This is a genomic window from Devosia sp., from assembly GCF_028290645.1.
Classification (GTDB): Bacteria; Pseudomonadota; Alphaproteobacteria; order Rhizobiales; family Devosiaceae; genus Devosia_A.
Genome location: NZ_JAQGJL010000138.1, coordinates 1 through 13,983, shown reverse-complemented (window position 1 = coordinate 13,983; position 13,983 = coordinate 1). Strand labels below are relative to the sequence as shown.

The following is a 13,983-nucleotide window of genomic DNA, read 5'->3' as shown; positions in this document are numbered from 1 at the left end:
GGACCTCGCATGACCGCCTGGCTGCATATCATCGGGGTAGGGGAGCGTGGGCCCGGCGAGCTGCCAGCCTCGTTCAAGCTGCTGCTTAACTACGCCGATACCGTCATCGGCCCGCCCCGCTTCCTCGCCGATCTAGAGCCGGTCACCCGCCCCAACGCCGGCGCCGACCTGTTCAACCCCGAATTCGTCACCAAGCGCAGCTTCGAGGCCGTCGCGCGCGCCCTCTCCGGCGAGGAGCCGGACCATTCCCCCGGCACCACCTATGCCGATGGCCGCACGCTGATCGAATGGGAGCCGCCGCTCGAGACCATGATCGAGCAGGTAATGGCGCTGCGCGAAACCCCCACGGTGATCCTCGCCTCGGGCGATCCGATGTGGTTTGGCATCGGCGCCACGCTGACGCGTTACCTGCTGCCGTCCGAATTCGTCATCCACGCCCACCCCTCGGCCTTCCAACTCGCCGCCTCGCGCCTCCATTGGCCGCTGCAATCGGTCGCGGCGATTTCGCTGCACGGCCGGCCGGTCGAAACGCTCCACCCGCATCTCGTCCCCGGCAATCGTATCCTGGCGCTCACCGCCGATCACACCACCGTTGATCTCGCCATCGAGCTGCTCGTCGATCGCGGCTATGGCCGCAGCCTCGTCACCACGCTCGAAAACCTCGGCGGCCCCGACGAGAAGGTGACCTCCGATGAGGCCGAAGCCTTCGACACCCGCGACGTCGAGGATTTCTACGTCCTCGCCATCGACTGCGTGCCCGATTTCACCGCCCCGCTGCTGCCGCCCGTCCCAGGCCTGCCCGACGAGGTGTTCGTAAACGATGGCCAGCTGACTAAGCGCGAGGTCCGCGCCGCCACCCTCGCCAAACTCGGCCCTTTCCCCGGCGCGCTGCTCTGGGATGTCGGCGCCGGTTCGGGCTCGATCGCCATCGAGTGGATGCGCGCCGCCCGCGACACCAAGGCCATCGCTTTCGAGCGCGAGGGCGAGCGCCTGCAGATGATCGCGGTCAATGCCGCCGCCCTCGGCGTGCCGCATCTCGAGATCGAAAGCGGCGAAGCCCCCGCAACCTTCGGCCGCAAGCCTCCGCCCGACGCCATCTTCATGGGCGGCGATGTCGGCAATGACGACCTGTTCGATGCCTGCTGGAACGCATTGAAGCCCGGCGGCCGACTCGTCGCCAACGCCGTCACCCTCGATGCCGAGCACGCGCTCTATTCCCGCCACCTGCAACTCGGCGGCGAGTTGACCCGCATCGAAGTCTCCGCGCTCGACCGCGTCGGCGGCCACCGTGCCTTCAGGCCGCGCATGGCGGTGACGCAATGGTCCGTCACCAAGGCGCTGCACGGCCTCGTCGTCTCGCCATGAAAACCGAACAAACCACCGGCACGCTGCACCTCGTAGGCGTCGGCCCCGGCGATCCGGAGCTGCTGACGCTGAAGGCGGCGCGCCTGCTCGCCTCCATCCCCGTCATCGCCTATCCCACCACCGGCGAGGACTCGGCGCTCGCCCTCAAGATCGCCACCCCGCACCTCAACCGCGCCGCCCACCGCCTCCCCATCAGCATCCCCATGGCCGTCGAGCGCGGCCCGGCACAGGCTGCCTATGACGTCGTCGCGGAAGCCATCCTCGCCCATCTCCGCGCCGGCCGCGACGTCGCCTGGCTCTGCGAAGGCGATCCGCTGTTCTACGGCTCCGCCATGTACCTCGTCACCCGCGTCGGCGCCCATGCGCCGGTCGAGATCGTCCCCGGCATCACCTCGCTCACCGCCGCCGCCGCCGCCATCGGCCGCCCGCTCGCCGCTCGCAACGAAATGCTAAAAATCCTGCCCGCGCCGCTCGACGACGCCACCCTCCGCGCCGAACTCGCCGCCACCCCCGCCGCCGCCATCATCAAGGTCGGCCGCCATTTCGACCGCGTCCGCGCGCTGCTCGCCGAGACCGGCCATGCCGACGGCGCCATCGTCGTCGAACACGCCACCACCACGCGCCAGCGCATCACCCGCCTCGCCGATTTCGCCCACGACGAGCGGCCGTATTTCTCGACCATCCTCTGCTATCGCGGCGCCGAAGCCTGGGGCAGCCCATGACCGCCCCCGCCATCATCATCTTCGCCGATAGCGGCCTCGACACCGCCAAGCGCATCGCCCTCGCCACCGGCGGCGGCATCCATACCTGCGGGCAGGGCGGTGCCGATGCGCTGAAACTGCTGCCGCGGCTCTTTTCCGAAGGCACCCCGATCATCGGCGTCTGCGCCGCCGGCATCCTGATCCGGCTCCTCGCGTCCAGCCTCGAGAACAAGCAGAAGGAGCCGCCGGTCCTCGCCGTCTCGCAGGATGGCCTCTCCATCGTCCCGCTGCTTGGCGGCCACCGCGGCGCCAATCGCCTCGCCCGCGACCTCGCCGAAGCGCTCGGCGGCATTGCCGCCATCACCACCGCGTCTGACGCCAAGTTCCTCCACAGCCTCGACGAGCCGCCCGCCGGCTGGGTGCTAGGCACCCCGCAGGACGCCAAGCCCGCCATGATGGCGCTGCTGCTCGGCGCCAAGCTGCAAGTCGAGGGCAGCGCCCCGTTCCTTGCCGAGGCCGGCTATCCGGTGTCTTCGCTGGGCTCGGTCAAGGTGCTGGTCACCGAGCAGAAGCTGCGCATCGAGCGCGGTATCGTCTACCACCCCAAAACCCTCGTCGCCGGCGTCGGCTGCGAGCGCGGCGCCGAGGCCGAGGAGGTCATCGCCCTCATCGATTTCGCCTTGGCCAAGCAGAACCTCGCAGCCCAGAGCCTGGCCGCCATCGCTTCCATCGACATCAAGGCGGACGAGCCGGCGCTGCTCGAAGCCGCCCGCCATTTCCAGGTGCCGCTCCGCCTGTTCTCGGCCGCCGAGCTCAGCCAGGAGCGCTACCGCCTGAAATCCCCCTCCGACTATGTCGAGGAAACCGTCGGCACCCCCAGCGTCGCCGAGGCCGCCGCGCTGAAGGCTGGCCCTCTGTTAGTCGAAAAGCTGAAATCCGACCGCGCCACCTGCGCCATCGGCAAGGCCATCCACCCCATCGACCCCAACGAGTTCGGCCGCCGCCCCGGCGTGCTGCACCTCGTCGGCATCGGCCCCGGCGAGCCGATCTCGCGCACCGCCTCGGCGGTCAATGCGCTTGAGGCCAGCACCGACTGGGTCGGCTACGGCCTTTATCTCGATCTCGTCGCAGATCTCCGCCGTGGCCAGTCCGAGCACCGTTACGACCTCGGCGAGGAAGAGCCGCGCGTCCGCCACGCACTCGAGCTCGCCGCGCAGGGTAAAGTGGTATCGCTGATCTGCTCGGGCGACGCGCAGATCTACGCCATGGCGGCGCTCGCCTACGAACTGCTCGACGCCACCGGCCCGCGCGCCGTCTCCGACGTCGCCCGCCGCGTCAACCTCGAAACGCACCCCGGCATCTCCGCCTTCCAGGCCGCCTCCGCTGCGGCTGGCGCCCTCATCGGCCACGATTTCTGCTGCATCTCGCTGTCGGACCTGCTCACCCCACGGGACGACATCCTCAAGCGCCTCGAAGGCGCCGCCCGCGCCGACTTCGTCACCGCCCTCTACAACCCGCGCTCCCAGCGCCGCGTCGATCTCATCGAACAGGCCAAGCGCCTGTTCATGGACCACCGCCCGCCCTCGACCCCGGTCGTCATCGGCTCCAACCTCGGCCGCCCCAACGAACGCGTCCGCGTCGTCGAACTGGCGGCGTTCGATCCCACCGAAATCGACATGCTCACCATCGTTATCATCGGCGCCAGCACGTCGCGGGCCTTCCACCGCGGCAGCGGCACAGTCGCCTACACCCCGCGCGGCTATGAGGCAAAAACCGCCGAAGGCAGTAAATGACCGTCTACTTCATCGGCGCCGGCCCCGGCGCACCCGACCTCATTACCCTGCGCGGGCAGCGCCTCATCGAGCGCTGCGAAGTCTGCCTCTATGCCGGCTCCCTCGTCCCGGCCGAAATCGTCGCCGCCGCGCCAGCCGGTGCACTCGTCCGCGACACCGCGCCCATGCATCTCGACGAGATCATCGACGAAATCGTCAAAGCCCATGCCGCCGGCCATGACGTCGCCCGCGTTCACTCCGGCGATCCCTCGATCTACGGCGCCGTCGCCGAACAGATGCGCCGCCTCGACGCGCTCGGAATCCCGTACGAGGTCGTCCCCGGCGTTCCGGCCTTCGCCGGCGCCGCCGCCCGCATCGCTGCGGAACTGACCCTGCCGGAAATCTCGCAGACCATTATCCTCACCCGCACCTCCGGCAAGGCCTCCGCCATGCCCGAGTCCGAAAGCCTCGAGATCCTCGGGCTTTCCAAGGCGACGCTCTGCATCCACCTCTCGATCCGCAACCTCGGCTATGTCGAAACCGCGCTCACCCCGAACTACGGCGCCGATTGCCCGGTGGTCATCATCTACCGCGCCACCTGGCCCGACGAGGAAGTGATCTTCACCACCCTCAGCGAGATGAAAGCCCGCGTCCGCGAGGAAAAGATTACCCGCACCGCCCTCATCCTCGTCGGCCGGGTCCTCGGCGAAACCCGCTTCCGCGAGTCGCGCCTCTACGACGAGAGCTTCGCCCATGTGCTGAGGAACGCCGGGAAGAAGAAGCTCAGGGCAGGGACGTGACGACCGAAACGCCGGTGCGAGCCGACCCCCACCCCTGTCCCCTCCCCCTGAACAGGGGGAGGGAGACGATGGAGCCGCGTGCCCGGAGCAAGCGGTTGCGAATACCGCTTCGGAGGGTCTCCCTCCCCCTTGTTAGGGGGAGGGGACCGGGGTGGGGGGCCGCACGCACCAGCCCGTCGGCCCACTTACGCCAGCCGCAAGGCCGCAATCGCCTGCCCCACGGTCGGCACCTCATAAGCCGTCGGCAGCCCCGGCCGCACCAGCATGAATACCGGCAGCCGCAGCCGCAGGGCGGCCTGCAGCTTCGCCTCGGTCTGCGCCCCACCGGAATTCTTGCTGATGAGGTGCGAAATCCCCTGTTCCTGCATCATCGCCAGCTCGCCGTTGAAAAAGAACGGCGGCCGCCCGATCAGCGACGTGGCATTCACCGGCAGCTCCCTCTCCGGCGGCTCGATCGAGCGCACGACGAAGCTGCAATCGGTCCGCGCGAGGTAGGTGTCGAGCTTGGTGTGCCCCACCGTCAGCAACGCCCGCGCCCCCTTGGGCAGGCTCGCCGCCGCCTCTTCGGCCGAGGCCATGTGCTTCCAGAACGCGTATTGCGGCTCGTTCCAGGGCGGCCGCGTCAGCCGCACCAGCTTCAGCCCGGCAAGGTCCGCCGCCTTCACCGCGTTGCGCTTGATCTCCTCGGCATAGGGGTGCGTCGCGTCCACCAGCCGCTCAAAACCTTCGGTGAGGATGTAGTTGCCCATCCCATCGCCGCCGCCGAACCCGCCGATGCGCACATTGCCCGCCGGCAGCATCGGCTCGCTGGTCCGCCCGGCCAGCGACGAGGTGACCTCATGCCCCATCTTCACCAGCCGCTCGGCCATCAGCCGGGCTTCTTCCGTCCCTCCCAGGATCAGGATCTTCATACCCTAGTCGCTTTCCCCAACGATGGCGCCGGACCGATCGACGATCAGCACGTCGACGCGCACCGCGTCTCCCACGACGCCCTGTGCCACCTCGCGCGCCTGCCGTGCCACGACCTGTGCCACCCCGAGCCCCCCGGCTTGGGCAATCTGCAGCACGGCATTGGCACTATCCGCCTCAGCCGCGCGCGCTGCAACATAGGGGCTCGCGCCCAGATTTTGCAGAATATTTACAAGGCTCTGCACATCGACGCTGGAACGTGCCGAATGGAGGTCCATTGCCCCCGCCGCGAGCTTTGCCAGCTTGCCGAAGCCGCCCGAGATCGTCACCCGCTCCACCGGATGCGCCTTCACGTATTTCAGCATCCCGCCGACGAAATCGCCCATGTCGAGATAGGCCTCGATCGGCAGCTTGAGCCCCGCCATCGCCGCCTTCTCGCTGACATCGCCGGTCGAGCCCACCACATGCGTGAGCCCCATCGCCCGCGCCACATCGATGCCGCGATGGATCGAGTGGATCCACGCCGAGCACGAATAGGGGATGACGATCCCGGTGGTCCCGAGGATCGACAGCCCGCCAACAATGCCAAGACGCGGATTCCAGGTCTTTTCCGCCAGCCTCGCCCCGTCGCGCACCGACACCGTGATGCGAAAATCCGGCGCGATACCGCGCGCCGCCGCGATCTCCTCGACCACCCCGGTCATCATCTTGCGCGGCACCGGGTTGATCGCCGGCTCTCCCACCGGCAGCGGCAGCCCGGGCTTGGTCACGGTCCCCACGCCTTGCCCGGCATGAAACGTCACCCCATCGCCCAATGCGCCGCGCTCCACCCGCGCCAGCACCAGCGCGCCATGCGTCACATCCGGATCATCACCGGCATCCTTGATGATCCCCGCCTCGGCAAACCCCTCGCCGCGCCGCTCTTCGCTGAGCGCGAACCCCGGCTCCTGGCCGCCGGGCAGGGTGATCGTCACCGGATCGGCAAAGTCCTCCCCGAGCAGCGCCAGCAGCGCCGATTTGGTCGCCGCCGTGGCGCAGGCGCCGGTGGTCCAGCCGCGCCGCAGGGGCTTGCCGTCGGGGTTGAAATCGTCGCTCATCACCCGGCTCTATACCGCGTCGGAGCGCACCCGTCATGAACGGCCTCGTCATCGCTGCCCCCCGCTCGGGCTCGGGCAAGACCACCGTCACGCTCGGCCTCCTCGCCGCCCTCAAGGCGCGCGGCCTGAGCGTCGCCCCCGCCAAGACCGGCCCTGACTACATCGACATCACGATCCTGGGCCGCGCCGCCGGTCGCGAGGCCATCAACCTCGATCCCTGGGCCATGTCCCCCGCCCGCCTCCGCGCCCTCTCCAACGCCCACGCCGCGACAGCCGATCTGCTCCTCGTCGAAGGCGTCATGGGCCTCTTCGACGGCGCCGCCGACGGCCGCGGCTCCACCGCCGACCTCGCCGCCACCCTCGGCCTCCCGGTGATCCTCGTCCTCGACGCCGAGCGCCAGAGCCAGTCCATCGCCGCCCTCGCCCACGGCTTTGCCAGCTGGCGCCGGGACGTCCACGTCGCCGGCCTAATCGTCAACCGCGCCGCCTCCACCCGCCACGAAGCCATGCTCCGCGCCGCCCTCTCGGCCGTCGATATCCCCCTCCTCGGCGTCATCCCGAAGCGCGAAACCCTGAGCCTCCCCGACCGCCACCTCGGCCTCGTCCTCCCCGACGAAATCGCCCATTTCGACGAAGTGGTCCGCACCGCGTCCGAGACCGTCGAAGACTACATCGACCTCAACCTCCTCGCCGCCCTGAGCTCTCCGCGCCCCTCGGCCAGCACATCGCCATCGCCCGTGACGACGCCTTCGCCTTCCTCTACCCCCACTGGCTGGCCAACTGGCGCAACGCCGGCGCCATCCTCACCTTCTTCTCCCCCCTCGCCGACGAAGCCCCGGATCCCACCGCCGACGCCGTTTTCCTCCCCGGCGGCTACCCCGAACTCCATGCCGCCCGCCTCGCCGCCGCCCAGAATTTCATGCGCGGCCTCCACGCCAGCGCCGCATCCGGGGCGCTCGTCTACGGCGAGTGCGGAGGCTTCATGGTCCTCGGCGCCACCCTCACCGACAAATCCGGCACCACCCACCAGATGTCCGGCCTTCTCCCCCACGACACCCGCATCGACCGCCCCAAACGCATCCTCGGCTACCGCCACCTGTTTCACCACAGTCCGCTACCCTTCCCCCAAACCCTCACCGGCCACGAGTTCCACTACTCCAGCGCCCGAAAAACCCACGGCACCCCGCTATTCGCGGCCACGGATGCGCTCGGTGAAGTGCTGCCGCCTATGGGCCTCGTCGAAGGCCGCGTAATGGGCTCCTACGCGCACGTGATCGATGTGGCTGTCGCCACCTGATCCCTCCCCCTCGAAGTCATCGCAGAGAAAGTTGGGACCCATCCATCCACCCGAGCCGACAGTTGGGCCCCGAGTTCTCAAACGAAGTGCAACACCTTGTTGCCGTGGTCGCATGGGACAGGGTCGACCGCTCGGTGTTAAGGAGCGGTGTGGGATGACATCCAAGTTCTGGAAAGGAACCCCAAACGGAACCACCTGGATCGCGACGAAGAAAGCACCCGCCCCTTATAAGGCAGTGTCAAGAACGCTGTCTTATAAGATAAGGCCAGCACATCGCCATCGCCCGCGACGACGCCTTCGCCTTCCCTCTAGTTGGGGCCCCTGAGTTCTCAAACGAAGTGCAACAGTTGTTGGCGTGGTTGCGGCGGGCATTCCGCCACGACGATCACGGTGTCGGAAAGACATGTCGACCGTTCTGTTGTGAGGAACGGTGTGGGATGACATCCGAGTTCTGGAATGGAACCCCCAAACGGAACCCACCCTGGGATCGCCATCAAGGAGAGGCAGCAGCCACGGGCACTATCAGCGCCAGCCACGGCGTGGCGTGACCATCAACAGCGTCGACCCATCCCCGCTCCCTTATAAGGCAGTGCCAAATATGTGTCTTAAAAGAAAGAGACCAGTCAAAGAGCATTGGTTCTCGTGCGCATTAGAGCTAGTCGGCGGCAGTAGGGCCTTCGCGCAGCGCACAAACGCGGCTATCACCTCTGCATGACCGCCAAATCCCTCATGTTCATGGGCACCGGCTCAGATGTCGGCAAGTCCCTGCTCGTTGCCGGGCTCTGCCGCGCCTGCGCCAACCGCGGTCTCCGCGTGGCACCGTTCAAGCCGCAGAACATGTCCAATAATGCCGCCGTCACCGCCGATGGCGGCGAGATCGGGCGCGCCCAGGCGCTGCAGGCTCGTGCTGCGCGCCGCGATCCGATCACCGCCATGAACCCCGTCCTGCTGAAGCCCGAGCATGAAACCGGCTCGCAACTGATCCTGCGTGGACAGCGGATTGGCTCATACAAAGCTCGTGACTATTGGTCGAAAAGACATGAACTTCTGCCAGCCGTGCTCGCCGCCCATGGCGAACTGGCGACCGACAGCGACATCGTCATCGTCGAAGGTGCGGGCAGCGCCTCCGAAGTGAATCTGCGGCACGGCGACATCGCCAATTTCGGCTTCGCCCGCGCCGCCGATATCCCGGTGGTCCTGATCGGCGATATCCAGCGCGGCGGCATCATCGCCGCTCTCGTCGGCACCTTCGCCGTGATCGATCCGGCCGATGCCGCGCTCATCGTCGCCACGCTGGTCAACAAGTTCCAGGGCGATCCGCAATTGTTTGACAATGGCAAGCAATTCATTGCCGATCGCACCAATGTCCCGTGCCTCGGTCCCGTGCCATTCTTCGCCGACGCGCGAAAACTGCCGGCCGAGGATGTGCTGGCGCTCGATCAAAGGCACCCGTCGGGGCAGGGTGCCTACCGCATCGCCGTCCCGCGCCTCCCACGCATTGCCAATTTCGACGATCTCGACCCGCTCCGCCTCGAACCCGGCGTCAGCCTCGAGATCATCGAGCCCGGCCGCCCGATCCCCCATGCCGACCTCATCGTCCTCCCCGGCAGCAAAGCCACGCGCGGCGATCTCGGGGCGCTCCGCCTGTACGGCTGGGACATCGACATCATCGCCCACCATCGCGCCGGCGCGCGCGTCCTCGGCATCTGCGGCGGCTTCCAGATGCTGGGCAAATCAGTGTTCGATCCCGGCGGCGTCGAGGGTCCGAGCGGCTTTTCCGCCGGCCTCGGGCTGCTTGATGTCGAGACGGTCCTCGGTCCAACCAAGGAACTGCGCCTCGAGCACGCCATCTCGGCGCTCACCGGCGAGCCGCTGTCGGGCTACCACATGCACATGGGCGTCACCAAAGGCCCGGACCTCGCCCGCCCCTTCGCCCATGTCGCGGGCGCCCCCGAAGGCGCCGTCAACGCCGATGGCCGCGCCATGGGCACCTACCTCCACGGCCTCTTTGCCGCCGACGCTTTCCGCCGCGCCTTCCTCGGCCCCGCCGCCACCGCCGCCTCCGACCTCGCCTACGAAACCACCATCGAGGCGACCCTCGATGCCCTCGCCGCCCATCTCGAGCGCCATCTCGATCTCGATGCGCTGCTGAAGCTGGCGCGCTAGATGCACGCCCTCGTCGCCCCCCTCGCGCTGCTCGTCGAGCGTTTCGCCGGTTATCCCGACGCACTGGTCAAGCGCATCGGCCACCCGGTCATCTGGATCGGCGCGCTGATTTCGCTGCTCGACGACCGGCTGAACCGTGGGGACAGCCGCCGGGGCAGGGGCCTCCTCGCGCTCGTCATCCTCCTCGCCGTCACCGGCGCCATCTCGCTCGCCCTCGCCTGGCTCTGCCGCCTGACCCCCTTCGGCTTCATCCTCGAAGCGCTGCTCGCCTCGACCCTCCTTGCGCAAAAAGCCCTCGGCGACGCCGTCCGCGCCGTCGTCACCGCGCTGCACCGCGGCCTCCCTGAAGGCCGCGCTGCCGTCAGCCACATCGTAGGCCGCGATCCGGAGAGCCTCGATGAAGGCGGTGTCGCCCGCGCCGCCATCGAATCCCTTGCGGAATCCACCTCCGACGCCGTCGTCGCGCCGCTGTTCTGGCTGTTGCTCCTCGGCCTTCCCGGCATCGCGCTCTACAAGGCGGTGAACACCGCCGACTCGATGATCGGCCACAAGACCGAGCGCCACCTGCAGTTCGGCTGGGCCAGCGCTCGCTTCGACGACCTGCTGAACCTTGTCCCCGCCCGTCTCACCGCGCTGCTGATCGCCGGCGCCAGCTTCTTCGTCAAAGGCGCCAACCCGGAGGCCGCGTGGTCCACGGCGCTGCGCGACGCAAAAAAGCACGAAAGCCCCAATGCCGGCTGGCCCGAAGCGGCCATCGCCGGCGCCCTCGGCTTTGCCCTCGGCGGCCCCCGCAGCTACGCCAGCGAACGGATCGACCTGTCGAGCTTCGGGGATGGCAGGGCGGACCTGGGTGCGGGCGACATCGAGCGGGCGCTCCAGCTTTACCGGGTGGCGCTGAATGTGACGCTGGTGGTCACGGCGCTGGTCGCCTTTGCGCTGTGGCGGCTACCCTGAGTTCTCAACCGGTGTCATCCCAGCGAAAGCTGGGACCCAACTCTCCTCAGGTGCGGGCTGTGAAATGGATCCCAGCTTCGCTGGGATGACACCGAGTTGGTGGTATGCGCGGAGGCCCATTTTCCCACTCACCCCCGCCACACTCGATCCCACTCCCGCTACGCAGCCCACCCAGTCCCCCTCACGCCTCATGCACCCGCGGCGGTGCGATCGCGGCCTCCGGCGCCTTGCCCTTCATCACCATCGGTATCCCCGCCACCACGAAATAGGCATCGTCGCAGATCTCCGCCAGCCGCTGGTGCGCCGCGCCGGCGAGGTCGCGGAACATCCGCGACATGGCGTTGTCCGGCACGATCCCCAGCCCCACTTCGTTCGACACCAGGATCACCGTGCTGCCCGTCGTCTCCACCAGCGTTGCCAGCAACTCGTCCACGGCGCCCGCGACATTCTCGTCGGCGACGATCAGGTTGGTGATCCACAGCGTCAGGCAGTCGACGAGGATGACGTCATGCGCCTTGGCGGCATTGGCGATCGCCGCGCTCAGCTGGATCGGCTCCTCGATGGTGGCGAACACCTTGGCCCGGTGCTGCTGGTGGGTCAGCACGCGGTCGCGCATCTCCGCATCGAGCGCCTCGGCCGTGGCGAGATAGGCCGGATGGCTTCCCGCCCGCATCGCCAGCCGCTCGGCAAAGCCGGTCTTGCCGGACCGCGCGCCGCCGAGCACCAGAACATGCCCCATTCCCGCCTCCATATTCCCGCCTGAGGGGAGCACCGCCACCTGCCGGTAAGCCGCTTTCACCGGTATCTGACTTTTGTCCGCATGCGAGCCATGCGGCAAGCGGCCTTTCCAGTTGCGCTCGATTGCTTATTCTACTTTCGTCTAGAAGCCTTTGGCACTATGGTCCCCGCCGGACTCGGGGGGCTCCTGGGTCGACATGCCAACAATTTGTCGCGAGGAGCGCGCGTTCGGTGCCTAGGTTCTATCTTGGGGTGGATGGTGGTGGCACCAACTGCCGTATTCGCCTCGCCAACGAGAACCTCGAGACGCTGGCGGATGCCACGGGCGGGCGTTCGAACCTGCAGATCGAGGCCGGCGAGCCGGCCTATCGCTCCATTACTGAAGGCACCAGGGAAGTGTTCCACAAGGCCGGCATCGATTTTGCCGAGACCGCGAACACCCATGCCTGTTTCGGCATGGCCGGCGGACGGCTGCCGTCGGCGCGCACCGCCTTCGAGCAGCGGCCCTGGCCGTTCGCCAATGTCCGTGTCTACGACGATATCGATATCGCCCGCGCCGGCGCCCATGGCGGCGAGGATGGCGCGGTTATCATCGTCGGCACCGGTTCGGCCGCGCTCGCCATAGTCGATGGCCAGCGCCACCAGTGCGGTGGCTGGGGCTTCCAGATCGGCGACCAGATGTCGGGCGCGATCCTCGGACGCGAACTCGTCCGCCGCTCCGTCGAGGCCGCCGACGGCCTCGTTTCGGGCTCCCCGCTGACCGAGGCGGTGATCGCCAGACTCGGCGGCACCATCGACGCGGTGATGGATTGGTCCTTCCCGCAGGATCCGCGCGGGCCGGCGCCTGCCGGCAACGGCGCGCCGTCCACCCTGCTCGGCCGCGCCCCGGCCGAGTTCGGCGCGCTGATCCCGCTGTTTTTCGACTATTTCGAAAAGGGCGATCCGGTGGCGCGGGAGCTCATGGAGCTCGAACTGAGCTACATCGACAACTATGTACGCTGGTTCAAGGCGCGCGGGGTCACCCGCATGGCCGCTGTCGGCGGCTTCGGCACCCGGCTATACCCGCTGATGATCGAGCGTTATGGCGACTTCATCGTCCGTCCGGTCTCGGAGCCGTTGCACGGCGCCGTGATCCTCGCCAAGCAGAACTTCGCCTGAGTTTGAGTGTGCCATGAACTACCTCGACAGGAGCCTCAAGGTCGTGTCCAGCCGCATTATCCCGGTCCAGCCCTTCGATTACGTGGTGTTCGGCGCAACCGGCGACCTCACCAAGCGCAAGCTCATCCCGGCGCTCTACCATCGCTTCAAGGACGGCCAGTTCGACGAACACAGCCGCATCATCGGTGTCTCGCGATCCAAGCTCAGCGACGAGGATTTCCAGAAGCTCGCCCGCGAGTCGATCGAGGCCTTCGTCGAAAAGCCGTACCAGGACAAGAAGACCATCGAGCGCTTCGTCGGCATCTTCTCCTACGTCCCCAATGACGTCACCGACGAGGCCCACTGGGGCGATCTGAGCAAGAACCTGCGCGAGGACCCCAAGATCGTGCGCGCCTTCTATCTCGCCATCGCGCCCGACCTGTTCGGCCCGACCTGCGAGTACATATTGAAGAAGGGCTACTACCGTCGTGACGCCCGCGTGGTGATCGAAAAGCCGCTCGGCCACGATCTTGCCTCCTCGATGGCCATCAACGACGAGGTGTCCCGCATCTTCAAGGAGGATCAGGTCTACCGCATCGATCATTATCTCGGCAAAGAGACGGTGCAGAACCTGTTGGCGCTGCGCTTCGCCAACATCCTGTTCGAGCCGATCTGGAACTCCGCCCATATCGACCACGTGCAGATCACCGTTGCCGAGAGCGTCGGCGCCGGCACCCGCGGCTACTACGATGAATCGGGCGCCCTGCGCGACATGGTGCAGAACCACATCATCCAGCTGCTCTGCCTCGTCGCCATGGAGCCCCCAGCCTCCGACGACGCCGATGCGCTGCGCGACGAGAAGCTGAAGGTGCTGCGCTCGCTGAAGCCGATCACCGGCTCCGACGTCGCCCGCGTCACCGTGCGCGGCCAGTATCGCGGCGGCAGCGTCGACGGCACCGCCGTCGCCAGCTACCAGGACGAGCTGCCCGAGGAGAAGAAAGGCTCGCGCACCGAGACCTTCGTTGCCGTCAAGGCCGAGATCGAGAA

General features: G+C 67.5%; 11 protein-coding genes and 1 pseudogene. 9 read left to right on the top strand and 3 right to left on the bottom strand.

Annotated elements, in window-relative coordinates:
- From cbiE to cobM, 4 genes are all read left to right on the top strand, one after another.
- A partial coding sequence (gene cbiE, locus JWQ89_RS08000) for a precorrin-6y C5,15-methyltransferase (decarboxylating) subunit CbiE (RefSeq protein WP_299639919.1) occupies window positions 1-1,365 on the top strand: 1,365 nt, incomplete at its 5' end.
- The gene (gene cobI, locus JWQ89_RS07995; RefSeq protein ID WP_299639918.1) at window positions 1,362-2,087 is read left to right on the top strand and encodes a precorrin-2 C(20)-methyltransferase; all 726 of its coding nucleotides are present in this window, start codon (window positions 1,362-1,364) and stop codon (window positions 2,085-2,087) included. The genes cbiE and cobI, both read left to right, overlap by 4 nt.
- Complete coding sequence (locus JWQ89_RS07990; protein ID WP_299639917.1) at window positions 2,084-3,859, top strand: cobalamin biosynthesis protein; 1,776 nt, start codon at window positions 2,084-2,086, stop codon at window positions 3,857-3,859. Before cobI ends, JWQ89_RS07990 begins: the two co-directional genes overlap by 4 nt.
- Entirely contained in the window at window positions 3,856-4,638 is a 783-nt protein-coding gene (gene cobM, locus JWQ89_RS07985) for a precorrin-4 C(11)-methyltransferase (RefSeq protein WP_299639916.1), read from the top strand. Before JWQ89_RS07990 ends, cobM begins: the two co-directional genes overlap by 4 nt.
- Window positions 4,639-4,823: 185 nt before the next feature.
- Here cobM and JWQ89_RS07980 read toward each other — a convergent pair whose 3' ends face one another.
- Window positions 4,824-5,549 (bottom strand): cobalt-precorrin-6A reductase, encoded by a 726-nt coding sequence (locus JWQ89_RS07980; protein ID WP_299639915.1) that lies wholly within the window; start codon window positions 5,547-5,549, stop codon window positions 4,824-4,826.
- Window positions 5,550-5,552: 3 nt separating this feature from the next.
- Window positions 5,553-6,644 (bottom strand): cobalt-precorrin-5B (C(1))-methyltransferase, encoded by a 1,092-nt coding sequence (locus tag JWQ89_RS07975; protein WP_299639913.1) that lies wholly within the window; start codon window positions 6,642-6,644, stop codon window positions 5,553-5,555.
- A 35-nt stretch (window positions 6,645-6,679) separates the two neighbouring features.
- Here JWQ89_RS07975 and JWQ89_RS07970 point away from each other — a divergent pair.
- From JWQ89_RS07970 to cbiB, 3 genes and pseudogenes are all read left to right on the top strand, one after another.
- Window positions 6,680-7,941, top strand: a pseudogene (locus tag JWQ89_RS07970) (cobyrinate a,c-diamide synthase).
- A gap of 711 nt (window positions 7,942-8,652) precedes the next feature.
- Window positions 8,653-10,107 (top strand): cobyric acid synthase, encoded by a 1,455-nt coding sequence (locus JWQ89_RS07965; RefSeq protein WP_299639911.1) that lies wholly within the window; start codon window positions 8,653-8,655, stop codon window positions 10,105-10,107.
- Complete coding sequence (gene cbiB, locus JWQ89_RS07960; protein ID WP_299639909.1) at window positions 10,108-11,061, top strand: adenosylcobinamide-phosphate synthase CbiB; 954 nt, start codon at window positions 10,108-10,110, stop codon at window positions 11,059-11,061.
- 181 nt (window positions 11,062-11,242) lie between these two features.
- Here the strand turns inward: cbiB and cobU are convergent, their stop codons facing one another.
- The gene (gene cobU / locus JWQ89_RS07955) at window positions 11,243-11,800 is read right to left on the bottom strand and encodes a bifunctional adenosylcobinamide kinase/adenosylcobinamide-phosphate guanylyltransferase (RefSeq protein ID WP_299639907.1); all 558 of its coding nucleotides are present in this window, start codon (window positions 11,798-11,800) and stop codon (window positions 11,243-11,245) included.
- 230 nt (window positions 11,801-12,030) lie between these two features.
- Between cobU and JWQ89_RS07950 the strand changes: the two genes are divergently transcribed.
- Together JWQ89_RS07950 and JWQ89_RS07945 are read left to right on the top strand one after the other, a co-directional pair.
- The gene (locus JWQ89_RS07950) at window positions 12,031-12,957 is read left to right on the top strand and encodes a BadF/BadG/BcrA/BcrD ATPase family protein (protein WP_299639906.1); all 927 of its coding nucleotides are present in this window, start codon (window positions 12,031-12,033) and stop codon (window positions 12,955-12,957) included.
- Window positions 12,958-12,970: 13 nt separating this feature from the next.
- The coding region (locus JWQ89_RS07945) for a glucose-6-phosphate dehydrogenase (RefSeq protein WP_299639905.1) at window positions 12,971-13,983 on the top strand (1,013 nt) is incomplete at its 3' end.

What these genes read in the sequence shown, in the direction of transcription:
- cobI (WP_299639918.1), top strand. Translation starts at nt 1,362, where the DNA reads ATGAAAACCGAACAAACCACCGGCACGCTGCACCTCGTAGGCGTCGGC.
- JWQ89_RS07990 (WP_299639917.1), top strand. Translation starts at nt 2,084, where the DNA reads ATGACCGCCCCCGCCATCATCATCTTCGCCGATAGCGGCCTCGACACC.
- cobM (WP_299639916.1), top strand. Translation starts at nt 3,856, where the DNA reads ATGACCGTCTACTTCATCGGCGCCGGCCCCGGCGCACCCGACCTCATT.
- JWQ89_RS07980 (WP_299639915.1), bottom strand. Translation starts at nt 5,549, where the DNA reads ATGAAGATCCTGATCCTGGGAGGGACGGAAGAAGCCCGGCTGATGGCC.
- JWQ89_RS07975 (WP_299639913.1), bottom strand. Translation starts at nt 6,644, where the DNA reads ATGAGCGACGATTTCAACCCCGACGGCAAGCCCCTGCGGCGCGGCTGG.
- JWQ89_RS07965 (WP_299639911.1), top strand. Translation starts at nt 8,653, where the DNA reads ATGACCGCCAAATCCCTCATGTTCATGGGCACCGGCTCAGATGTCGGC.
- cbiB (WP_299639909.1), top strand. Translation starts at nt 10,108, where the DNA reads ATGCACGCCCTCGTCGCCCCCCTCGCGCTGCTCGTCGAGCGTTTCGCC.
- cobU (WP_299639907.1), bottom strand. Translation starts at nt 11,800, where the DNA reads ATGGGGCATGTTCTGGTGCTCGGCGGCGCGCGGTCCGGCAAGACCGGC.